Source organism: Rhodococcus sp. JG-3 (assembly GCF_000482405.1).
Classification (GTDB): Bacteria; Actinomycetota; Actinomycetes; order Mycobacteriales; family Mycobacteriaceae; genus Rhodococcoides; species Rhodococcoides fascians.
The window spans coordinates 3,111,821-3,133,049 of the sequence record NZ_KI519398.1; the positions used below are offsets into that span (position 1 = coordinate 3,111,821).

Consider the following 21,229-nt stretch of genomic DNA (forward strand, 5'->3'; position numbering starts at 1 on the left):
CGACCGCCGATCCGAAGATCGACGGTCGCTTGTCGTTCGAGATTGTCAGTCCAGGTAGTCGCGCAGAACCTGGGACCGCGACGGGTGCCGCAGCTTCGACATCGTCTTGGACTCGATCTGACGAATTCGCTCGCGGGTGACTCCGTACACCTGCCCGATCTCGTCGAGGGTGCGGGGCTGTCCATCGGTGAGGCCGAAGCGGAGGCGAACTACGCCTGCTTCGCGCTCGGAGAGCGTTTCGAGCACCGACTGAAGCTGATCCTGCAGAAGCGTGAACGACACCGCGTCGACCGCGACGACAGCCTCGGAGTCCTCGATGAAGTCCCCGAGCTGGCTGTCACCCTCGTCACCGATGGTCTGGTCGAGGGAAATCGGCTCGCGAGCGTACTGCTGGATCTCCAGCACCTTCTCGGGCGTGATGTCCATCTCCTTGGCGAGTTCCTCCGGAGTGGGCTCGCGGCCCAGATCCTGCAGGAGCTCACGCTGGATGCGTCCGAGCTTGTTGATGACCTCGACCATGTGCACCGGGATACGAATGGTGCGGGCCTGGTCTGCCATGGCACGGGTGATGGCCTGGCGGATCCACCAGGTCGCGTACGTCGAGAACTTGTAGCCCTTGGTGTAGTCGAACTTCTCGACCGCGCGGATCAGACCCAGGTTGCCCTCCTGGATGAGATCCAGGAACGCCATGCCGCGGCCCGTGTAGCGCTTGGCCAGCGAGACGACGAGGCGGAGGTTTGCCTCGAGCAGGTGGTTCTTGGCGCGGTTGCCGTCACGGCAGATCCAGGTCATGTCACGCCGCTGGGCGACGGGGAGCTTCTCGCCCTTCTCCGCGGACTCGCGCATCTTCTCGACGGCGAACAGTCCTGCCTCGATGCGCTTGGCGAGCTCGACCTCTTCCTCGGCGTTGAGGAGGGCGACCTTGCCGATCTGCTTGAGGTACGCGCGAACCGAGTCCGCTGATGCGGTGAGCTCGGCGTCCTTGCGGGCCTGACGCAGGGCTTCGGATTCCTCTTCGTCCCAGACGAAGTCGCCCGACGCCTTGTCCTCGGCGGTCGGCTCGCTCGTTGCGTCTTCTTCGGTGTCGTCGCCTGCGGCGACGACCTCGACGACGTCGTTCGCTGCGGCGGCAAGATCACCTTCGGAGATGTCGATGTCTTCGATTCCCGGGGTGCTCTCGTCGACGTCATCGCCGGAGGCGGGAGCTGCTGTCTTCTTCGCTGCGGCCTTCTTGGCCGGTGCCTTCTTGGCGGCGGCGCGTTTGGCCGGTGCCTTCTTAGCCGGTGCCTTCGCGGCGGGTGCCTTGACAGCAGGTTCAGGTGTCGCAGTTCCAGGTTCGGAATCTACGGTCTGACGGATATCGGTGGCTGCCACGTACGCCCTTTCGTGACGAAGTCGTGCGGCGTCACGCCAGAGTTGTTTCCGGCGGAGAGGTCTTCGGATTCGGCCGGCTGCGTACCGGCACACACCATTGTAACGACCTCTCAGGAGTTTGTTACCTACCCTCGTCCTTCGCAGGTGGCGACACCGCGTGTCAGTGCGGAGATCCAGCCGATGTACCGGTCTCGGCGGACGCGACGGCACTGTCCGCAGCGAGGGCCGCTCCGACGATCCCCGCCGTGTTCAGCAGGGTCGCGGGGACCACCGGAGTTCGGTTGGTCAGGTGGGGAATCCACTTCTCGCTCTTGCGACTGATTCCGCCACCGGCGATGAACAGGTCGGGCCACAGCAGCGCCTCGAACGTTGCGAGCACGGTGGAGACCTCTTTGGCCCATTCCTTGTAGGACAGCCCCTTGTTCTCCTTCACCGAGGACGCCGCGCGATGCTCGGCTTCCTTGCCGCCGATCTCCATGTGTCCGAATTCGGTGTTCGGCAGCAGAACTCCGTTGTGCAGAACGGCGGAACCGATGCCGGTGCCGAACGTGAGCAGAACGACGACCCCGTCCTTGCCCTTGCCGCCGCCGTACTTGTCCTCGGCGACCCCGGCGGCATCCGCGTCGTTGAGGACGGTGATGTTCTCGTTTCCGATGGCCTTCGCGAACAATGCTCGCGCATCGGTGTCGATCCAGCTCTTGTCGATGTTCGCGGCCGAACGCGCCACACCGTTGGTGACCACCGCGGGCAGGGTGACGCCGATCGGCCCGGTCCACTCGAAATGCGAGACGATCTCGGCCACGGTCCGCGCGACGGCGTCGGGGGTCGAAGGCTGAGGCGTCTCGATCTTGTAGCGATCGCCCACGAGCTCACCGGTTTTCAGGTCGACGATGCCGCCCTTGATGCCGCTGCCACCGACGTCGACGCCGAACCCGTGACGCTCGGCCGTCGCCGCGGTGCTGTTGTCCGAACCTGGCTGTGTCATGTCGATGCCGCTCCTGGCCTGATCGAATTCGTGTGTGCCGTCGCTTCGGAACAATAGTGCCGTCCGTTCGTCGGCGTGACGCCGACGCTGTAGCGGACGGCCCGCCGAGTGCCGCGGTGGTGCCGCGCCGGCGAAGTGTGTTGCGATGTACGCGTGCCGAAACATGACGGAACGCAGACCCACACCGCCACTGAGCAATTGCCGCAGACGCCGGCAACCGTAGAACGGTCGGATACCGAACCGACGACACGTGATGCGGAGGTACTGCGCTGGGTTGCCGTTCGGGTTGCCACGGAGGCAGCCGAGCACGTCCGAACGCGTCGTCCGCAGGTGTTCGGTGACAGTGCCGACGCGGAGGCAGAGGCCGTGCAGACGAAAAGCACACCGACCGATCCGGTCACCGTCGTGGACACCGAAACCGAACGTGTTCTTCGCGAATTGCTGGCGCAGCTGCGTCCCGGCGATGCCGTCCTCGGCGAGGAGGAAGGTGGCGGGGACGAATCCGTCGCCGGAGTTCGATGGGTGCTGGATCCGATCGACGGAACCGTCAACTTCATGTACGGAATTCCTGCGTACGCGGTCTCTGTTGCGGTGCAGATCGACGGAGTGAGCGTGGCAGGGGCCGTCGTCGACGTGGCCCGCGATGTGGTCTATTCGGCCGCGCAGGGGCATGGGGCGACGGCTCGGTACGCAGACGGTCGTATCGAACGGCTGCAGTGTTCGGGTGTGACCGAATTGTCGATGACGTTGCTGGCCACCGGATTCGGGTACGGATCACGACGCCGCGCGGCGCAGGGCGCGATCATCGCCGAACTGCTGCCGAAGGTGCGAGATATTCGCCGAATCGGTTCTGCAGCACTGGATCTGTGCATGGTCGCGTCCGGTGCCGTCGACGCACACTTCGAGCACGGGCTCAGCCCGTGGGACTGGGCGGCGGGGTCGCTGATCGCTGCCGAGGCCGGAGCCCTCGTCGATGTGCCCGCAGCGACGTCGTCGAGTGCGGACGGGGTCGTCACCGTGGCGATGGCCCCGGGAATCGCCGAACCCCTGACTGCCGCCCTACGACTCGTCGGCGCACTCGATCCGATTCCGAGCTGACGGACTGGTCCGTCTCAGCAGCGCGATCGACTCAGCAACGAGACTGGCGCGCGGCGGCGAGCAGATCGGGGTCGAGGGGCTGCGGCGCGGCACCGGGGGCTGCGCCCGCCAGCGTGCGTAGCACTTCCTCTGCGTCGTCGTTCGGCTGAATCTCGCTGAAATAGGTGCCGAGTGCCAGATCCACCGAGTCGTCGGTTCTCGAGTCCTCGATGAGTTCTGCACACGGTGCGAGGAGCCACACTGCGCTCGCGGCACCGATGCCCGCGGATCCGAATCGGATCTGGCCTTGGCACTGCATGTTCTGGTCGACATAGACGGGATCGTTGCCCACCTGCACGTCCGGAGCGCTCGCGAAGCCGTAGTCACTGAGCTGGGCCGCCACGTGTGCAGCTTGGCCGCGTTCGCCGTTGGCGTTGAACACTCGTACCTTCGATGCCGACAGGGCGGCAGGCTCGACGTCGAGAAGTGTTGTCGGGTCGACTTCCTCGCCGAGGGCAACCGGCTGCGTTCCGTCGGTGGCAGCGGTCGTGGTCGGGGTGTTGCATTCGGCAGTGGCCGATGTCGTCTCGGTGGTGGTGAACACCTTGACCCACACGACCACGGCGAGCAGAGCGAGTACTGCGAACACGGCGATGATCGGAAGTGCGCGGCGTCGACGGAACGGACGGCCGCGGTCGTCGACCGGCTGGCCTTCGGTGATCAGAGAAACCACAGTGATTCTTCGCCTTTCCGTCGGCAGTCGCCGAGACCGGTACACGGAGTCGGTTCACACCGACGCGTGCCTACTGTAGATGCCCGCAGTCCTCGGCGACGGCACACTCGGCCGCGAGGTCGCCGAAAGCAGTGCACGCGACCCGTTTGCACCGCGAAAACCAGCAGCAGAACTGCTTCTGCGGACTGCGGAATGAAGCCGGTGATCTCGGTGTTGATGCGGCGTGCACGGAGGCAATGAAGTGATCGGCGATTCGGTTTCGGCTTTGGGGTCGGCGTCGGCTATTGTCTGGCGGCCGCAGTGCTTAAGAAACAGAAAGCTGCCGGTGAATCGTCGATCAGGTGAGCGAAATCTCGATCGAGTTTCAACCGGCGGAATTCGGGAACTACCCGGTGTAGTTTCCGGCACCGCGTGGTGAACCTGTTCGATCGAGAATCAAATCGGTGGGAGCGAGCAAGCGCCCTCTTCACAGCCGACGGCCACAAGCCGACCACACCGGCAGCTTCCACCACACACACGCACGAAGATGAGGGGTTACGAGAACAATGGCAACCGATTACGACGCTCCGAGAAGAACAGAATCCGACGACGTCTCGGAGGACTCTCTCGAAGAACTGAAGGCTCGCCGCAACGAGGCGCAGTCCGCAGTCGTCGATGTGGACGAGTCAGACACCGCCGAGTCCTTCGAGCTCCCGGGTGCCGACCTGTCCGGCGAAGAGCTTTCGGTCCGGGTGGTTCCCAAGCAGGCGGACGAATTCACCTGTTCGAGCTGCTTCCTGGTGCACCACCGCAGTCGACTGGCCAGCGATGCCAACGGTGTCCTCATGTGCCGGGACTGCGCTGCCTGATCGACGGCAGACCCTGATCGAGGGCAGCCGATGCCCGGCCGAGCGGCCGGGCAGTGAGGTTTCGCAGCGAGAGTCCGACGGCTGGGTCAGCGGGCTTCCACGCCGTGGGCACTGAGCACGGCGAGTAGATTCTCCGGCCGCTTGGTGCTGATCAACCAGTAGGGCGTCGGGTCGTCCGGGTCGTCCAGTACGACGATCACCATCTGTTTCACCCAGGTGCGGTGCTGTACGAAGGCAAGCGGGTCCAGCTGCCTTCCCAGCGCCGCACTTTTTGCTGTCGCGGGCACCACGGCTGCCTTGGACGCGACATCGAGAGGCAGATGCGCTTTGCCGACCCGTAGTTCGAGGCCGGCGGACGACGACCCGGTCGAGTCAGAGCTCGGATCGGTGGCCACCACCTGCACACGTAACCTGCTGAACGCCACCAGAGCCCAGGCGACCAGGGGCAGGAGCAACACGTAGGGCAGCCAGGCGCGAACACCGGGGGCACCCATGTGTACCTCCGCTGCGAGTAGTACCGCCAGCGCTGCGCCGGCCACCCACCACCAGAGGGGTACCCACAGTCGTTCGGCGTAGAGCACCGACTCCGAGCCGGGGGAACCGGCACGCGAGGTGGGGTCGTCGGACTCGGGGTTCGCCCGATCGGCCTGTCGATCTGCAGTCACCCCACCCAGGGTAGTCGCCGCGCCGACGGCGAAGCAGATCAGCGTAGTCTCGTTCGACGTGAGTGACGAAGTCATCGAGTCCCGCAACACGCTTTCCGGCGACCAGCTCGAGGTGCCCCCGGACCGCCCCGGGGAGGTTCGACTTCGCCGGTTGGACCCAGATCTACCGGTTCCCACGCGTGCGCACGAGGGTGACGCGGGTGTGGATCTGCGGATCACCGCGCCAGTGACGATCGCTCCGGGCGAACGGGTTCTCGTGGGCACGGGGATTGCGGTGGCCCTGCCCCTCGGGATGGTGGGGCTGATCCACCCGCGCTCGGGCCTGGCGGCCAAATCGGGACTGTCGGTCGTCAACACCCCTGGCACCATCGACGCTGGATACCGCGGGGAGATCAAGGTCTGCTTGATCAACCATGATCTCCGGACGCCCATCGTGCTCGATCGCGGCGATCGAATCGCTCAGTTGGTGGTGCAGCGCGTCGAATTGGTCGAGTTCGTCGAAGTGGATCGACTCGACGACACCGTTCGAGGGGACGGCGGTCACGGCTCGACCGGCGGACATGCGAGTCTGGTGCAGTGACGTCCTACGTAGTGCGTCTGTCGCGACGGTCGTCGGTGTACAGCGAACTGAATGCAACCGAGAAGAAGAGAGCTGAACATGTTCGGACGGCGTAAGAAGAACGACGCCGGCAGTGCCTCCGCGTCCAGCGCGGAGCCATTCGTCGACGGCCGCGACGACGACAACGACGATGCGACCGCGGACACCACCGTCGAGGGGCCCCACGATCTCGGTGATCTGGACGAGGATCGCGAGAGCGTCGCGGCGAACCGGCTGGATCTCGGCTCTGTGTTGATCCCTCTCCCCGAGGGCGGGCAACTGCAGGTCGAGATGTCTCAGGCGGGCAGCCCGCAGGCAGTACACATCGTCACCCAGTTCGGGCGCATCACCATCGCCGCCTACGCTGCCCCGAAGTCTCCGGGGCAGTGGCGCGAGGTGGCGGCCGATCTGGCGACATCGCTCCGTAACGACAAGGCCGAGACGACCGTGGAGACCGGACCGTGGGGCCGCGAGTTGGTCGGTGTCACCGCCAACGCCGATCTGCGCTTCATCGGTGTCGACGGGTATCGCTGGATGGTTCGATGCGTCCTCGCCGGGCCGTCGGGCGCGGTGGCGGAGGGCCAGCCCCTGGTCCAGCTCGCGCACTCGATTCTTCGACAGACCGTCGTCGACCGCGGCACCGATCCACACCCGGTGCGTACTCCGTTGCCGGTGGTTCTGCCGCAGGTATTGGCCGAGCAACTGGCGGCTGCCGCGCAGCAGCAAGCAGCGCAGCAGGCCGCGCCGGCGCAGCCCACCGCCCCTGATGCGAACACCGATGCGGCGCAGCAGCAGTCGACTCCGCAACCGAACGCCGAACAACCCGGTGCCGAGCGCGCTCCGCGCCGCGGAGCGTCCGGATCGGCGATTCAGCAACTGGGGGGCTGATCGGCGTCAGACGTCGTGCGCCGCGGTCAGAGCGTCGACGGCTTCTCGGCCCAGGACCCCCGGGTCGAGTCCGATGTCCGTCAAAGTCACGGTCCGCAGTACGCCTCTCGGCAGGGCGCGAGCCCACTGCTCCGCAACCGCGATCGGATGCACCGGGTCGTCCACCGCGCCGACCACGACGGTCGGCGCGTCGATCCGCGCGAGACGGTCCAACTCCGGGCCTCGGTACGAGGCCGCCTCGTCCAACGCGCGGGGGAGCGCCGGCCACTGCGACGCCCAGGATCGCGCCAGGGTGCGCGCGAGCCATTCTGGGCTCGACTCGGCCATGGTCCCCGTGACGCTGTCGAGCCCGTGTTCGCGAAGCGACCCAGCCGTGAACCGTGCACTCAGTGCAGCCGGTGAGCCGGTGGGATCGCCCGTCCACGCCGGCAGCGCCAGCGCCAACGCGACGACACTCGAGCGGTTGCGTTCGGCCCAGTGCGCCGCGACGGCTGCACCCAGTGAGATTCCGGCGACCACGACGGGACCGTGCGCGCGTACAGCCTCGTCGAGTGCACCGAGATAGCTCCCCACCACGCCGGTCGGGTCGGGTTCCACGGCGACAGTGGCCAATCCCACAACGTCGAACGCCTGCCCGAATGCCTCCTGTGCGAACTGCGCGTCCGATCCCGTCCCCGGTAGAACGATCGCGGTGGAGGTCTTGAATCGGGTGTGCACGAGACGATTGTGCACGCCCCCGTTCGACGGCGTGGCGGTGGTTGGTCAGCGCGCCGGATCGGGTCTACAGTGGCGAAGTACCAGCTATGACGAGGGAAACTCCCAGGTCGCCGCAACTGCTCCCAGGAGTGGAGCTGCGAGACGACCCCCACCCGCAGGAGCGCACAATGGCACCCGCTGCCGCAGGATACTTTCGCCGTTTGACGCGAAAGTTGACCGAGGACATCGATCAGCTCGACGCCGAGGAGATGGCCGAATCCTCCGAAGCGTCCGGAGCCCGACGCGCCTGCGATTGCTCGCGTGGCGAAGAGGTCACGATGTTGGGTCGTCTACGCAGCGTCGAAGCGTGTTCCAAGGCCGCGAACGCCAACATCGAAGCGGAGTTCTTCGACGGCACCGACACAGTGACTCTCCTGTGGATCGGCCGGCGCAAGATTGCCGGAATCGAGCCGGGCAAGACGGTCCTGGTGCGTGGCCGGGTCGGCGAACGCGATGGACGCAAGATCGTCTACAACCCGTACTACGAACTGCGCGACGACAACTGATCGTCCCCGGTATGGCACTCTCGTTCTCGTGACGAACAGCGACGATGCAGTGCCGCACCCGAGAACGTCGAACATGCCGGAACCGGTACCCGACACGTCGACGCCGGACGCCGTGAAGACCGCCGCCCCCACCGTGCTCGAGCAGCTCGGCGGTGTGAGCGGATTGGTATATTCCACACTGCCCGTGGTCGTCTTCGTCCCGTTCAACAGCTACTTCGGCCTGTCGGTCGCTCTGTGGGCTGCGTTGGGTGTCGCCGCGGCCGTTCTGGTGTGGCGGCTGGTACGCCGCAGCCCGATACAACCGGCCATCTCCGGATTCTTCGGCGTCGGCATCTGCGCTTTCATCGCGTACCGCACCGGGGACGCCAAGGGCTACTTCCTGTTCGGCATCTATACATCACTCGTCTACGGCGGGGCGTTCGTGCTGTCGGTACTCGCCCGGTGGCCGCTCGTCGGCGTCATCTGGGGTTACCTCAACGGCAAGGGAACGTCGTGGCGTCGGGAGCGGTCTGCGGTTCGTTACTACGACGTGGCCACCATCGCCTGGGCGTCGGTGTTCGCTGCGCGCTACATCGTTCAGTCCCAGCTCTACGACTCGGACCAGACCGGCTGGCTCGCGGTGGCACGGATCGGGATGGGGTGGCCCCTGACCGGCGTAGCCCTACTGGTGACTCTGTGGGCGGTGCGTCAAGCGGATCGAGCGCTCGACCTCGCATCGAACGACGAACAGGCCGACGAGCTGCCGTCAGGTCAGACCGACCGCAGCACGTAGTTCGTCCTCCACCTCTTTCGCCGCGACGAAGAGCAACTCGTCACCGCCTTCGAGCGGATCGTCGTGCTGCGGAACGATGACACGGCCACCGCGAAGAATCGTCACCAGTGCTGCGTCCCGCGGTAGCTGGAGCTTGCGTACCGGCTTGCCCGCCAGGGGCGTGTTCTCGGGCAGAGTGATCTCCACGAGATTTGCCTGTCCCTTGCGGAATGTCATCAGGTGGACCAGATCGCCTACCGAGACGGCCTCCTCCACCAGTGACGCCAGCATGCGCGGGGTCGAGACTGCGACATCGACACCCCAGGCCGCATCGAAGAGCCATTCGTTTCTGGGGTCGTTGACCCGGGCCACCACGCGGTTCACGCCGAACTCGGTTTTGGCCAGCAAGCTGAGCACCAGGTTCGCTTTGTCGTCGCCGGTAGCGGCGATCACCACGTCGTAGTTCTCGAGATGGGCGGCCTCGAGCAGACTCAACTCGCAGGCGTCCGCGAGCACCCATTCGGCCTCGGGTACTGCGGTCTGATCGACGTGGTCGAGTTTGCGTTCGAGGAGCATCACCTCGTGCTCACTTCGGATCAATTCGCGTGCAATGGATCTGCCGACTGCGCCGGCACCGGCGATGGCGACTTTCATGGCTTCCCGTTCGGGTCGATGGGGGAGGAGAACAACGTACGGGCGAGCATCAGTCGTCCGACGGCGGCGGATTGCCGGCCAATGCGATGGCCTCGGCGACGGTCCCGGAGACGGCAGCGACGTACACCTCGTCGCCTGCCTGGATCACGGTGCGCTTGTCGGGCAGCAGTCCGGTGCCGAAACGGATGACGAACGCGGCCCGCGACCGGGTCGCATCCTCGAGTACCGATAATTTCTTGCCGATCCACGCATCGTGGAAGTCGAGCAGCACCACCGCGACGCTCCCGGACGGATCTCGCCACTTGGTGGTGGGGTCGTCCCGCAGAAGATTGTGCAGAAACCGGTCGGTCGCCCACGGCACGGTGGCCACGGTCGGAATACCGAGGCGCTCGTACACGGCGGCGCGTTTGGCGTCGTAGATCCTGGCGACGACCTTCTCGACGCCGAACGTCTCGCGCGCGACGCGCGCGGAGATGATGTTGGAATTGTCACCGGAGGATACGGCTGCGAATGCCTCCGCCTTCTCGATTCCGGCGCGCACCAACACATCTCGGTCGAATCCCATACCGACTACTCGATGCCCGCCGAAGTCGGGGTCGAGGCGCAGAAACGCGGTTTCGTCGCGGTCGATGATCGCCACCTCGTGCCCGATGCGCTCGAGCGCTCCGGCCAGCGATGCGCCGACACGGCCACACCCCATCACAACTACGTACAACGCCCAGCTCCGTCCCGATCTCGATTGCCGACCAACACTGCCGACGACATTGCCACCGTGTGCATGCGAGCACCAACGTATCGGGGATTCGTCACCGGCTCGACCGTGGGTGGGCATCGGATGGAAGTCAAAGGGCGCGTGGTTGCGCCGCCGGCGACCCGACGGCCTACGCTTCTGATCGTGTCCAAGGTCTCGACTGCCGCAAAGCGGCTGGTTCTCGGTAAGCCGTTCCGCAGCGACAAGCTCGGTCATACCTTGCTACCCAAGCGAATCGCGCTACCGGTGTTCGCCTCGGACGCCATGTCCTCGGTTGCGTACGCACCCGAAGAGATCTTCCTGGTGTTGTCCGTGGCCGGGATATCGGCGCTCACGTTCACTCCGTGGATCGGTCTCGCGGTCTGTGTCGTGATGGCGGTGGTGGTCGCCAGCTACCGGCAGAACGTGCACGCCTACCCGTCCGGCGGTGGTGATTACGAGGTCGCGACCACCAACCTCGGTCCTGCGGCGGGTCTGACCGTGGGTAGTGCGTTGTTGGTGGACTACGTGCTGACCGTGGCGGTCTCCATTTCGGCGGCCGCGTCGAACATCGGTTCGGCCGTACCCTTCGTCGCGCAGCACAAGGTGCTGTTCGCGGTGGTGGCCATCGTGTTCATCACGTCGATCAACCTGCGCGGTATCCGCGAGTCGGGTGCCGCGTTCGCCATTCCCACATACGCCTTCATGGGCGGCATGTTCCTGATGTTGGGCTACGGGTTGTTCCGGGTCTACGTGCTCGGAGACGACATTCACGCCGAGTCGGCGACGTTCGATCTGAAAGCGGAGGACTCGCATCTGTACGGGATTGCGTTCGCGTTCCTCGTCGCGCGGGCGTTCTCGTCGGGTTGCGCGGCGCTGACCGGAGTCGAGGCCATCAGTAACGGGGTGCCTGCATTCGAGAAACCCAAGTCCCGCAACGCGGCAACCACGCTGTTGCTGCTCGGCGGTATCGGCATCACGTTGTTGATGGGCATCATCGTGCTGGCGCAGAAGATCGGCATCAAGTACGCGATGGACCCGGAGACGCAGCTGATCGGGGCACCGGATGGCTACCACCAGAAGACGTTGATCGCGCAGTTGGCGGAGGCAGTGTTCAGCGGGTTCCCCGTTGGGTTCTTCTTCATCACCGCCGTGACGGCGTTGATCCTGGTACTCGCCGCGAACACGGCATTCAACGGCTTCCCCGTGCTGGGCTCGGTGCTCGCTCAGGACCGGTATCTACCCCGACAGTTGCACACGCGCGGCGATCGCCTTGCCTTCAGTAACGGCATCCTGTTCCTGTCCGGTGCAGCCATCGTGTTCGTCGTGGTGTTCGGAGCAGAGGTCACCAAGCTCATCCAGCTCTACATCGTGGGTGTGTTCGTCTCGTTCACCCTGAGCCAGACCGGCATGATCCGGCACTGGACCCGCCTGCTCCGAACCGAGACCGATGGCGAGCAGCGCGGCAGGATGCAGCGCTCGCGGGTGGTCAACAGCGTCGGTCTGGCCATGACGGCGACCGTTCTCGTGATCGTGTTGATCACCAAGTTCGCTGCCGGAGCCTGGATCGCGATCGTGGCGATGGTGGCCATCTTCAGCCTGATGCGGATGATCAGAAAGCACTACGACACCGTGGCGCGCGAGCTCGAGAACGAGGTGTGGGACGGCGTACTACCCAGCCGCACGCACTCGATCGTGCTGGTGTCCAAGCTGCACATGCCGACCCTGCGGGCTCTCGCCTACGCACGCGCGACCAGGCCCGACACTCTCGAAGCCGTCACCGTCAACGTCGACGAGGTGGACACCCGAGCATTGGTGCGTGAATGGGAGGCCAGTGACGTCTCGGTACCCCTCAAGGTCGTCGAATCGCCCTACCGCGAAGTCACCAAGCCGGTTCTGGACTACGTCAAACGAGTTCGACGCGACTCACCACGTGATGTGGTGACCGTCTTCATCCCCGAGTACGTCGTCGGTCACTGGTGGGAGCAGGTCCTGCACAACCAGAGTGCGCTGAGATTGAAGTCCCGACTGCTGTTTCAACCCGGCGTGATGGTCACCAGCGTTCCGTGGCAGCTGCGCTCGTCGGAGAAGGCCAGGCGCGAGGTGCTCGGAAATGCGCCGGGTGCATCGCGTCGCGGCTACGAACCGCCGGCGGGCAAATGACCGAGAACTGGTTCGGGCTGGTGCTCGACGTCGAACTGGGCGCTCCCGGACACGGTGGGTTCTGCGTGGCCCGTCACGAAGGTCGAGTGGTGTTCGTTCGCCACGGGCTACCGGGGGAACGCGTCATGGCCAAGGTGACCGAGGATCGCGGTGGGTCGTTCTGCCGCGCCGACGCGATCGAGATCCTCACCGCGTCTCCGGACCGCATCGACGCTCGCTGCCCCATCTCCGGGCCCGGTGGTTCGGGATGCTGCGACTATTCTCACGCGACCCCCGAAGCCGGTCGTCGACTCAAGTCCTCCGTCGTCGCCGAACAGCTGCGCCGCGTCGCGGGCATCGAGCGGGACGTTCCGGTCGAGGAGTTGCCGGGCACCGGCGACGGCATCGGATGGCGGACCCGTGTTCGGCTGGCAGTGGATTCGGGTGGACGGCCCGGCTACCACCGCTATCGAAGCAGTTCGATCGTCACGGAGTTGTCGTGCCCGCAAATGGATCCGGTTGCGTTCGACGGATTGTCGGGCCGTGAGTGGCGCGCAGGTGCCGAATTGCAGGTGGTCCTCGACGGTACGGGTGAACGCCATGTGGTGGAGGTGGCACCGGCCCAGTTGACGCGAACCGGACGCCGGTCTCCGGGCCGCCGCGGTGCGTCGGCGCGTCGAGCGGCGTCGTCCCGGGCCAGGCCGGAAAAGGCTGTCATCGGGTCGGGTCGCGTCACCGAATTCGTCTCGGCGCGGCCGTGGACACTCGATGCCACCGGCTTCTGGCAGGCGCACAAGGGAGCGGCCCAGGTGTACACCGACGTCGTGCGCGACTGGGCGGACGCCGAGCCGGGTGACGGCGCATGGGATCTCTACGGCGGTGTCGGCGTGTTCGCGGCGGCTCTCGCCGAGCGGGTGGGATCGAGCGGACGAGTCACCAGCGTCGAGTTCTCGCGCCGGGCCGCCGAGGACGGGCGTTCGGCGCTGCACGACCTTGCTCAGGTCTCGTTCGCGCCGGGCCGGGTCGAGCGATCGATGGATTCGTTGCCGGAATCGGTGGCGGTGGCGGTACTCGATCCGCCGCGAGCCGGTGCCGGACGCGACGTCATCGAAGGTCTCGCGACGCGGTCTCCCCGCACGATCGTCCACATCGGCTGCGATCCGGCATCGTTCGCGCGGGACGCGAGCCTCTACCGGGCAGCCGGTTACGAGCTGACGGACGTGCGCGCGTTCGACGCGTTTCCTCTGACCAGCCACGTCGAATGTATCGGCCGCTTCGTCCGTAAATAGGGTTGCCTCACCAATCTTGGCGAGTCTGACGTACCGTTTCTCGGGTGAGAATTCGTCGCACCGTCGGTGCTGTGTCGGTCGCCCTGCTGTTCCTGACCGCCGTCGTCTCGTGTGGGTCGGGCGGGGACGACGGACCCGGATCGGAGGCGCCGTCCGACGGATCGGCGGCTGCGTTCCCTGTCACGATCGATACCGAGTTCGGCGACGTGACCGTCGACAGTGCCCCGCAGCGCGTCGTCGCGCTCGGCTGGGGCGACGCGGAAACCGCACTCGCGCTCGGTGTCTCACCGGTCGGTGCGAGCGACTGGCTCGCCTTCGGCGGCGACGGCGTCGGTCCGTGGGCGGCCGGGCTCTACGACGCACCACCGCAGATCATCGGGACGCAGGAGCCGTCGTTCGAGCAGGTCGCGGCGCTCGAGCCGGATCTGATCCTCGACACCAAGAGCTCCGGTGATGCCGATCGGTACGCCACGCTGTCCGCCATTGCTCCGACGGTGGGTATACCGGCGGGGGCGGACAACTACCTGACAACGCTCGAGCAGCAGGTCACGATGGTGGCCACGGCACTCGGCAAGCAGTCCGAAGGGGACGCGCTGCTCGCAGGAATCGCCGACCGTTTCGATGCAGCGGCCGCTGCCCATCCGGAATTCGCCGGCAAGACAGCGGTGGTCGGGGCCTACAGCGGCACCGGATACGGCGCATACATCTCGTCGAACAGTCGACTCGAGTTCATGAAGAAGCTCGGCTTCGTCACCAGCCCGGCCATCGATTCTCTTCCGCCGCGCGGCTTCTCGGTTCCGATTTCCGGGGAGGAGCTCGACCTGCTCGACGCCGACGTACTGATCGTCTTCCCCATCCAGAAGGCGCCGTCCGAGGTGACCGACAATCCGCTGTTCCAACGGATTCCGGCTGTCGCGGACGGCCGCTACGTCGTGTTCGACGACCCGGAAGTCGCGAAGTCCTACGCCACCAACTCGGCGCTGTCCATCGGCTATGCACTCGACACGGTGGTGCCTGCGGTGGCGAACGTGCTGGGGTGATCCACTTCGGCAACCGGGGCGAACGTCTGCGCGGGTACCGAGACGATGCGTTGAGCTCCGCAGTGGCAGCCCTGGTAGCCGACGAGGCCTTCGCTGGTGTCGTGCAGCGAGCGGGTGGTCCAGGAGTGTGTGCTGTGTTCGATGTCCATGCATCAACTGTGATGTAATGGTCTTATGCACATCAACCCTTACGGGGAATATGCCGTGAAACTGGGCATCGACCTCCTCAACCGGCCACCCACGTCGCCGAGCGAATTGGGGGCCCGCTGCATCGACGCCGGCCTCGTTCCCGACTGGACTGCCACCGACGCCGATCTCGCGGACACACTCGAGTTCCTCCGCGAGTGGGCTCGCGTGGTGGATGCAGAGACAGCCGAGGAGCGGGCCGAGGCCCTGAACGCCCTCCTTGCACAGGCATCCGCGTACCCACGGTTGACCAACCATGCCGACGACGGCTGGCACATGCACTATCGCGATCCCAACATCGCGTTGGGTGGCGTCATCAGGGCACTGGTCGGTGTCGGTACCGCGCTGCACTTGACCGGTCGCGGAATGGACAGACTCCATCGGTGCGCCGCAGCCGACTGCACGACCGCCTTCGCCGACACCTCACGCACCGGACGGCAGCGGTACTGCGGAACCGTGTGCTCGAACCGGGACGCAGTCCGCCGACACCGAGCCCGCGCCGCATCCTGACGCTTGCACCGGAAGGCGCGGATCAGGACTTGCGGTTGTACAGCCGCATCGTGATCGGTCCGAAGATCGCCAGCATTGCCGCCGACAGCACCAGAGTCACTCCGAGTTGGCCGGTGTCGACATCGCCCTGCATCAGGCCTCGAAGTGACGTCACCAGAAAGCTGACCGGGTTGACGTCGACGAACGCACGAAGCCACCCCGGCATCGTGTTGGGGTCGACGAAGATGTTGCTCGCGAACGTCAGCGGAAACAGGATGAACATCGACATCCCCATCACGGCTGCCTCGGTGCGCACGATCATGGCGATCATCGTCCAGATCCAGGACAGACAGAACGAGAACACGAGCAACAGCACGATCGATGCGATCACACCGAGTAGCCCGCCTTGCGGCCGGAAACCGAGAATCAGCCCCAAGATCAGTACGATCACCGACGCCAACGTGTAGCGCACGACGTCACCCAGCAACGCACCGACCAGCGGCGACGGACGCCAGATCGGCAACGATCGGAACCGATCGAACACACCCTTCTCGATGTCCTTGTTCATCGTCACGCCGGTGTACATCGTGATCATCACCACGGTCTGCACCAGGATGCCCGGCAGCAGAAACTGGATGTACGCGTCGGTCGAACCGGCCAGAGCGCCACCGAACAGGTACGTGAACAACAGCGTGAACATGATCGGAAACGCCGTCACGTCGAACAACTGCTCCGGTACGTGCTTGATCTTCAGCAACGCCCGCCAGCCGAAACTCAGCGAGGTCGACAGCGACGACGGACGCTCCGGCCTCGGACCTGCGGCTGAGAGAACATCGATGATCGTCGACGCCTGTGGGGCGGATCGTTGGGCCTCGGTGGTCATGACGCGATCTCCCCGTTGTCGATTTCAGCTTTTTTCGCACCCACCGGCTCCACTCCCGCTCCCGCGTCGTGCCCGGTCAGCGCCAGGAACACCTCGTCCAGACTCGGCTGACCGAGGGTGAAGGATGCGATGGCGATTCCGGCGGATTCGAGAGCAGGAAGGATCGGTGCCGCCTGCGCCGGATTGTCCAGTCGTGCGGACACGGTGAACGGGTCGGCGTCCTCGGTCACGGTGCTGCCGACCAGATCTCGAACGATTCTCGCCGCGGCATTCCGGTGCCCGGCATCGAGCACGCGCAGGTGCAGTGAGTTCGATCCCACCGATGCCTTCAGCTCGCCCGTCGTGCCCTCGGCGATGACTTTGCCGTGGTCGATCACCGCCACGCGCCCGGCCAGGTGGTCGGCCTCGTCGAGATACTGCGTCGTCAGCAGTACCGTCGTGCCGCCTGCCACCAGTGCACGGACGATCTCCCAGACGTGATTGCGACTGCGCGGGTCCAGGCCGGTGGTGGGTTCGTCGAGAAAGATCAGCTCGGGGGTGACGATGATGCTCGCCGCGATGTCGATGCGCCTGCGCATGCCACCGGAGTAGGTCTTGACCTGTCGCGGTCCGGCGTCGGCGATGTCGAATGCTGTCAACAGTTGATCAGCGCGCGCTCGGGCGGCCGGACGTGAGTAGCCGAGCAGCCGCGCCAGCAGAACGAGATTCTCCGTGCCGGTAAGATCCTCGTCGAGCGAGGCGAATTGACCCGTGAGAGAAACTTTTCGGCGAACGGCCTCCGGCTCGGTTGCCACGTCGTGTCCCAGGACTCGTGCGCTGCCGCCGTCTATCGGAAGAAGTGTCGCCAGCATCCGGATGGTCGTGGTTTTCCCGGCCCCGTTGGGTCCGAGTACGCCGTACACCCCGCCGGACGGGATCGACAGATCCACGCCGTCGACTGCGGCGGTGGTGCCGAAATGTTTGACGAGCCCGTGGGTTTCGATGGCCGTCATGCGTGTCCGTCCCTCCATCGAGCTGTCCGCCCGATTGCCCGCGTTTGTCCGATTCTCGCACCCAGGATGAAGCCCGGTCCAATTCTGCGCAAACGAATTTCGGTCGCGGACCATCCCTCGGGGTGTTTGTTCCGAATATGTACTGCGGCGGGAAAACGCGGAGGTTTCGATATGAGGGCTACATGACCACTAGTGTCATGATCGATGAACTCGATCATGAACCCGTCTGCTGGGACGACAGTCCGATGAGCGTGCCGTTCTCCGATGCTTCCGGATCTGCGGGCACCGGCCGTGACCGAACGCCGCCCGAGTCCGAGGACAGCACCTCGGTCGAGGATGCGGTGTGCGCAGTACCGAGCCCCCAGCTGAAGAATCTGCGTGCCGAGGAGACGGACCGTCTCCGTCGCCTGATGGCCGCCGTTGCCCAGGGCGACCGGTCGGCCTTCGCCGAGCTGTACGACGCCACGTCCTCCCGTGTGTACGGGATGGTGGTGCGCGTGCTTCGCGACCCGGGGTACAGCGAGGAGACCGCGCAGGAGGTGTTCCTCCAGATCTGGCGTGCAGCACCGAATTACGATCCGAGCCAGGGGAGTCCGCTGGCGTGGATCATGACGCTGGCACATCGCCGGGCGGTCGATCGGGTACGTAGCGAACAGTCGGGTACCGACCGCGAGGCGGCGTACGGTGCCGTGAGTCACACGCCCGAGCATGACGAGGTACTGGAGACGGTGACCCAGCGGCTCGAATCGGAGGCCGTCGTGGCCTGTCTCGACACTCTGACCGATACGCAGAGCGAGTCGGTACGAATGGCTTATTACAGCGGGTACACCTATCGCGAGGTTGCCGAACGGCTCGGGGTAGCCGTGCCGACGATCAAATCGCGCATACGAGATGGATTGATCAAGTTGAAGACATGCCTGGGGGTGATCCCGCAATGAGTGAAGCGTCACGGCAACGACTGCTGGACGAAGCGGAGGTCTACGCCCTCCACGCGATGAGCGAGTCCGAGCGGCGCGCCATCGAAACCGAGCGAATCCGCGTCGACGAGACGACCCGGGCACAATTCGACATCCTCGTGGGTGAGATTCACGAAACGCTGGCGTTGGCTGCGGCGGCAGACGCGACTCCCGCACCCGAACGCGTGCGGGAGGCCGTGCTCGCGCGTGTCGCCGCGAGCGATCAGGAGCCGACGGTCCGAGAACTTCCGCCGAACGTCACTCCGCTGCACCGGCACCGACGTGAGCGCTCCAAGACGTGGCGATACTCGATGGTGTCCGCGGCTGCCGCGATCGTCGTCGCAGTCGGTGGTGTAGTCGTCGTCACGCAGACCATGGGCTCGGACCCGCAGCCTTCCCAGGCCGAGCAGATCGTCGCAGCGCCCGACGCTCGTGAGGCGTCCGCGGAGTTCCCGGGTGGCGGCACTGCAAAGGTGTCGTACTCGCTGAGCCGAGATGCGGTCGTGGTGACTCTGAACGGTGTCCCGGAGCCGCCCTCGGGCCGGGTCTACCAGATGTGGTTCGTCGACGGTGCGCCGCGCTCCGCCGGCGTTGTCACCGAGGATCAGCTCACGTCGAGCGACGGCACCGTGGTGGACGGCATGGGAGCGTCGACCAACTTCGCGTTCTCGCTCGAGCCTGCCGGCGGCTCGGCGCAGCCCACCGAGGTCCTCACGATGATCACGCTCGACGCCTGATCAGGGGCCAAGCACGTCCACTCGGGCGGTTCGACAGTCGGATCAGATGCCGATGTCGAACCGCCCGAGCGTCTTGACGACGGCCGCCATCTGGCCGTACGCGCCGCTGGCCAGATTTTCCAGTAGCGCCAGCTTCACTTCCGGGGCGTCCCGAGTCAGTGCCTCGAAATGCGATACCGACACGACCACCAGATCGACAGGGGTGTCGGCCACCATGTCCAGCAGGAACGGCACCGACATCAGCAGCGGCATCTCGCCGAAGCTCATCCCGGGGGAGAGCGTCGTGATGCGGTGTTTGCCCCCGTCTGCGGACACGGCCGTCGATGTCACTTCTCCGCGCAGAATCAAGAACAGACCCGCTGCCGGCGCACCACGGTGAACGATGACGTCGCCCCGTGCGTAGTGACGTTTCTCCAGATAAGGAGTCACCGAGTCGAATTGCTCGGTGGTCAGACCGGCGAGCAACGGGTGCTCGGCCGGAGTGATCTCTGCCGGTTGCCGCGCGCCGGAGCAGTGCCGATCGAGCAGCAGGTTCTCTGCCCACTGGATGGCCGAGCTCAGACTCGAGTACACCCGGCCCGCCGGATCATTCGGGTCCAGGCTCGACGTCGTGTGGCCCATGATGGCTCTGGGATCCACCAGGCACACCACACAGCCGTGGTCGGCGAGATCGCGGCGTAGGTCCTCGAACATCGAACGGGCGATGTCGCTCACCTCGTCGACGCCACGAACGTCGATGACGAGTGCATCGAGATTCCGGTCGAGGTTGCCGATCTCGCGGACCGCTGTCTCGGCACCCGAGAACAGCAGGTCCCCGTGCAACTCGTAGACCCGCGCGCGGTCGCCGACTGCAGCGAGTGTGGCCTGTTCGATCTCGGATCGTCGTTTTCGCGACGGTGCCTCGGTGAGAACGTACCGACGTCGAATCGACGATTTCGCGGCCCGAGTGACGTGCAGAAAGTGCAATTCGAGTCTGGTGGAGAGTTCTCGGCAGGCAGCAACGCCGCGCACGCTGTTGCCGTGCGAATCGAGGCGGGGGGAGTAGACGGCGATGCCCATCTGCCCGGGAAGCACCGCCAGGATGCCGCCGCCGACCCCACTCTTGGCCGGCATACCCACCCGCGCCACCCAGTCGCCTGCGCCGTCGTACATGCCACAGGTCGTCATCACCGACAGCACGCGTTCGACCAGTGCGGGTGCCAGGGCGCGCTCCTTGGTGTGGGGATTGACTCCGTTGTTGGCCATCGTGGCGGCCATCATGGCCAGATCAGCCGCCGTGACGTCGATCGAGCACTGGCGGAAGTACAGGTCCACGGCGGCCTCCGGATCGTGGTCGATGATGCCGAAGGACCGCAGCATGTAGCCGATGGCGCGATTGCGGTGTCCGGTGCGCGCTTCGGATCGATACACCGCGTCGTTGAAGCTCAGAGACCTTCCTGCGTACCGGGAATACGACGCTCGGATGCGCTCGAATCGTTCCTCTGCGGTGCGGCCGCCGATGAGCGACGCGGACGTGATCGCACCCGCGTTGATCATCGGGTTTCGGGGCCGCTCGGTGACGGCGTCCAGGCTGATCTCGTTGAACGGCTCACCCGAGGGTTCGACGTCGATCTTGCCCGCGACGACGTCGAGGCCGCGGTCGGCCAGCGCGAGTGCATAGGTGAAGGGCTTGGAGATGGATTGGATGGTGAACGGCATCCTCGTGTCGCCGACTTCGTACACGTAGCCGTCGGTGGTCGTCAGGGCGATACCGAAGCCGTCCGGCGTCACGGCTGCGAGTTCGGGGATGTAGTCGGCGACCTGTCCCGACGCGTCGTCCCGGCACAGTTCGTGAACCCGGGTCAGGATGGCATCGACGACGTTGCTCATGGGCGACACTGTATGTCGGGTGTCCGTTTCGAGCGTATTCGAGGTTAGGGGCGACTGACCCCGGGCACCTGCCTACTCGAC

General features: G+C 65.4%; 23 protein-coding genes. 12 read left to right on the forward strand and 11 right to left on the reverse strand.

Translation table 11 applies throughout. The features are described from left to right. Positions 1-45: 45 nt before the first annotated feature. Positions 46-1,374, reverse strand: a complete 1,329-nt coding sequence (locus K414_RS0116170; RefSeq protein WP_027496887.1) for an RNA polymerase sigma factor — start codon at positions 1,372-1,374, stop codon at positions 46-48. Between the two features lie 160 nt (positions 1,375-1,534). Then, entirely contained in the window at positions 1,535-2,359 is an 825-nt protein-coding gene (locus K414_RS0116175) for an ROK family protein (RefSeq protein WP_027496888.1), read from the reverse strand. A gap of 264 nt (positions 2,360-2,623) precedes the next feature. On the opposite strand from K414_RS0116175, the gene K414_RS0116180 reads away from it, so the two are divergent. Further along, positions 2,624-3,457 (forward strand): inositol monophosphatase family protein, encoded by an 834-nt coding sequence (locus K414_RS0116180; RefSeq protein ID WP_027496889.1) that lies wholly within the window; start codon positions 2,624-2,626, stop codon positions 3,455-3,457. A gap of 31 nt (positions 3,458-3,488) precedes the next feature. On the opposite strand, the gene cei is transcribed toward K414_RS0116180, so the two are convergent. Beyond that, entirely contained in the window at positions 3,489-4,169 is a 681-nt protein-coding gene (gene cei, locus K414_RS0116185; RefSeq protein WP_027496890.1) for an envelope integrity protein Cei, read from the reverse strand. Positions 4,170-4,714: 545 nt separating this feature from the next. Between cei and K414_RS0116195 the strand changes: the two genes are divergently transcribed. Beyond that, positions 4,715-5,017 carry a DUF4193 domain-containing protein gene (locus tag K414_RS0116195; protein ID WP_027496891.1) on the forward strand — a complete coding sequence of 101 codons (303 nt, stop codon included), beginning with the start codon at positions 4,715-4,717 and terminating at the stop codon, positions 5,015-5,017. 86 nt (positions 5,018-5,103) lie between these two features. Here K414_RS0116195 and K414_RS0116200 read toward each other — a convergent pair whose 3' ends face one another. Then, positions 5,104-5,598: a DUF3093 domain-containing protein gene (locus K414_RS0116200; RefSeq protein ID WP_027496892.1), complete on the reverse strand. Its 495-nt coding sequence runs from the start codon at positions 5,596-5,598 to the stop codon at positions 5,104-5,106. 196 nt (positions 5,599-5,794) lie between these two features. Here K414_RS0116200 and dut point away from each other — a divergent pair, with 196 nt between their 5' ends. Then, positions 5,795-6,262 (forward strand): dUTP diphosphatase, encoded by a 468-nt coding sequence (gene dut / locus K414_RS0116205; RefSeq protein ID WP_027496893.1) that lies wholly within the window; start codon positions 5,795-5,797, stop codon positions 6,260-6,262. A gap of 78 nt (positions 6,263-6,340) precedes the next feature. Further along, positions 6,341-7,168: a DUF3710 domain-containing protein gene (locus tag K414_RS0116210; RefSeq protein WP_027496894.1), complete on the forward strand. Its 828-nt coding sequence runs from the start codon at positions 6,341-6,343 to the stop codon at positions 7,166-7,168. Positions 7,169-7,174: 6 nt separating this feature from the next. On the opposite strand, the gene K414_RS0116215 is transcribed toward K414_RS0116210, so the two are convergent. Next, positions 7,175-7,885: an alpha/beta fold hydrolase gene (locus K414_RS0116215; protein ID WP_027496895.1), complete on the reverse strand. Its 711-nt coding sequence runs from the start codon at positions 7,883-7,885 to the stop codon at positions 7,175-7,177. A gap of 167 nt (positions 7,886-8,052) precedes the next feature. Between K414_RS0116215 and K414_RS0116220 the strand changes: the two genes are divergently transcribed. Both K414_RS0116220 and K414_RS0116225 read left to right on the forward strand, forming a co-directional pair. After that, entirely contained in the window at positions 8,053-8,430 is a 378-nt protein-coding gene (locus K414_RS0116220; RefSeq protein WP_027496896.1) for an OB-fold nucleic acid binding domain-containing protein, read from the forward strand. Between the two features lie 73 nt (positions 8,431-8,503). Then, positions 8,504-9,202, forward strand: coding sequence for a DUF3159 domain-containing protein (locus K414_RS0116225; RefSeq protein ID WP_051365378.1), 699 nt, complete (start codon positions 8,504-8,506; stop codon positions 9,200-9,202). Here K414_RS0116225 and K414_RS0116230 read toward each other — a convergent pair. Both K414_RS0116230 and K414_RS0116235 read right to left on the reverse strand, forming a co-directional pair. Next, positions 9,176-9,835 carry a TrkA family potassium uptake protein gene (locus tag K414_RS0116230; protein ID WP_027496898.1) on the reverse strand — a complete coding sequence of 220 codons (660 nt, stop codon included), beginning with the start codon at positions 9,833-9,835 and terminating at the stop codon, positions 9,176-9,178. The genes K414_RS0116225 and K414_RS0116230 overlap by 27 nt on opposite strands. Positions 9,836-9,884: 49 nt before the next feature. After that, a complete protein-coding gene (locus K414_RS0116235) occupies positions 9,885-10,550 on the reverse strand; it encodes a TrkA family potassium uptake protein (protein ID WP_027496899.1) in 666 nt (221 codons plus the stop codon). A gap of 180 nt (positions 10,551-10,730) precedes the next feature. Here K414_RS0116235 and K414_RS0116240 point away from each other — a divergent pair, with 180 nt between their 5' ends. The 3 genes from K414_RS0116240 to K414_RS0116250 are packed head-to-tail and all read left to right on the forward strand — an operon-like array spanning position 10,731 to position 15,036. Beyond that, a complete protein-coding gene (locus K414_RS0116240; protein ID WP_027496900.1) occupies positions 10,731-12,728 on the forward strand; it encodes an APC family permease in 1,998 nt (665 codons plus the stop codon). Further along, on the forward strand, positions 12,725-13,996 hold the full coding sequence (locus K414_RS0116245; protein ID WP_027496901.1) for a TRAM domain-containing protein: 1,272 nt from the start codon (positions 12,725-12,727) through the stop codon (positions 13,994-13,996). The genes K414_RS0116240 and K414_RS0116245 overlap by 4 nt, the downstream gene beginning before the upstream one ends. Before the next feature lie 44 nt (positions 13,997-14,040). Next, positions 14,041-15,036, forward strand: a complete 996-nt coding sequence (locus tag K414_RS0116250) for an ABC transporter substrate-binding protein (RefSeq protein ID WP_051365141.1) — start codon at positions 14,041-14,043, stop codon at positions 15,034-15,036. On the opposite strand, the gene K414_RS29425 is transcribed toward K414_RS0116250, so the two are convergent. Further along, positions 14,988-15,185, reverse strand: a complete 198-nt coding sequence (locus K414_RS29425; protein WP_037219315.1) for a hypothetical protein — start codon at positions 15,183-15,185, stop codon at positions 14,988-14,990. The two genes, K414_RS0116250 and K414_RS29425, sit on opposite strands and share 49 nt — an antisense overlap. 25 nt (positions 15,186-15,210) lie before the next feature. Here K414_RS29425 and K414_RS0116260 point away from each other — a divergent pair, with 25 nt between their 5' ends. Next, positions 15,211-15,732, forward strand: a complete 522-nt coding sequence (locus tag K414_RS0116260) for a CGNR zinc finger domain-containing protein (protein WP_027496903.1) — start codon at positions 15,211-15,213, stop codon at positions 15,730-15,732. Between the two features lie 22 nt (positions 15,733-15,754). Here the strand turns inward: K414_RS0116260 and K414_RS0116265 are convergent, their stop codons facing one another. Next, on the reverse strand, positions 15,755-16,594 hold the full coding sequence (locus tag K414_RS0116265) for an ABC transporter permease (RefSeq protein WP_027496904.1): 840 nt from the start codon (positions 16,592-16,594) through the stop codon (positions 15,755-15,757). Continuing rightward, a complete protein-coding gene (locus K414_RS27190; protein WP_045841783.1) occupies positions 16,591-17,604 on the reverse strand; it encodes a daunorubicin resistance protein DrrA family ABC transporter ATP-binding protein in 1,014 nt (337 codons plus the stop codon). Before K414_RS27190 ends, K414_RS0116265 begins: the two co-directional genes overlap by 4 nt. 164 nt (positions 17,605-17,768) lie before the next feature. Here K414_RS27190 and K414_RS0116275 point away from each other — a divergent pair, with 164 nt between their 5' ends. Next, the gene (locus tag K414_RS0116275) at positions 17,769-18,524 is read left to right on the forward strand and encodes a sigma-70 family RNA polymerase sigma factor (protein WP_027496905.1); all 756 of its coding nucleotides are present in this window, start codon (positions 17,769-17,771) and stop codon (positions 18,522-18,524) included. Next, positions 18,521-19,279: an anti-sigma factor gene (locus tag K414_RS0116280; protein ID WP_027496906.1), complete on the forward strand. Its 759-nt coding sequence runs from the start codon at positions 18,521-18,523 to the stop codon at positions 19,277-19,279. Before K414_RS0116275 ends, K414_RS0116280 begins: the two co-directional genes overlap by 4 nt. 42 nt (positions 19,280-19,321) lie before the next feature. Here the strand turns inward: K414_RS0116280 and glsA are convergent, their stop codons facing one another. After that, positions 19,322-21,148 carry a glutaminase A gene (glsA, locus tag K414_RS0116285; RefSeq protein WP_027496907.1) on the reverse strand — a complete coding sequence of 609 codons (1,827 nt, stop codon included), beginning with the start codon at positions 21,146-21,148 and terminating at the stop codon, positions 19,322-19,324. Positions 21,149-21,229 lie beyond the last annotated feature (81 nt).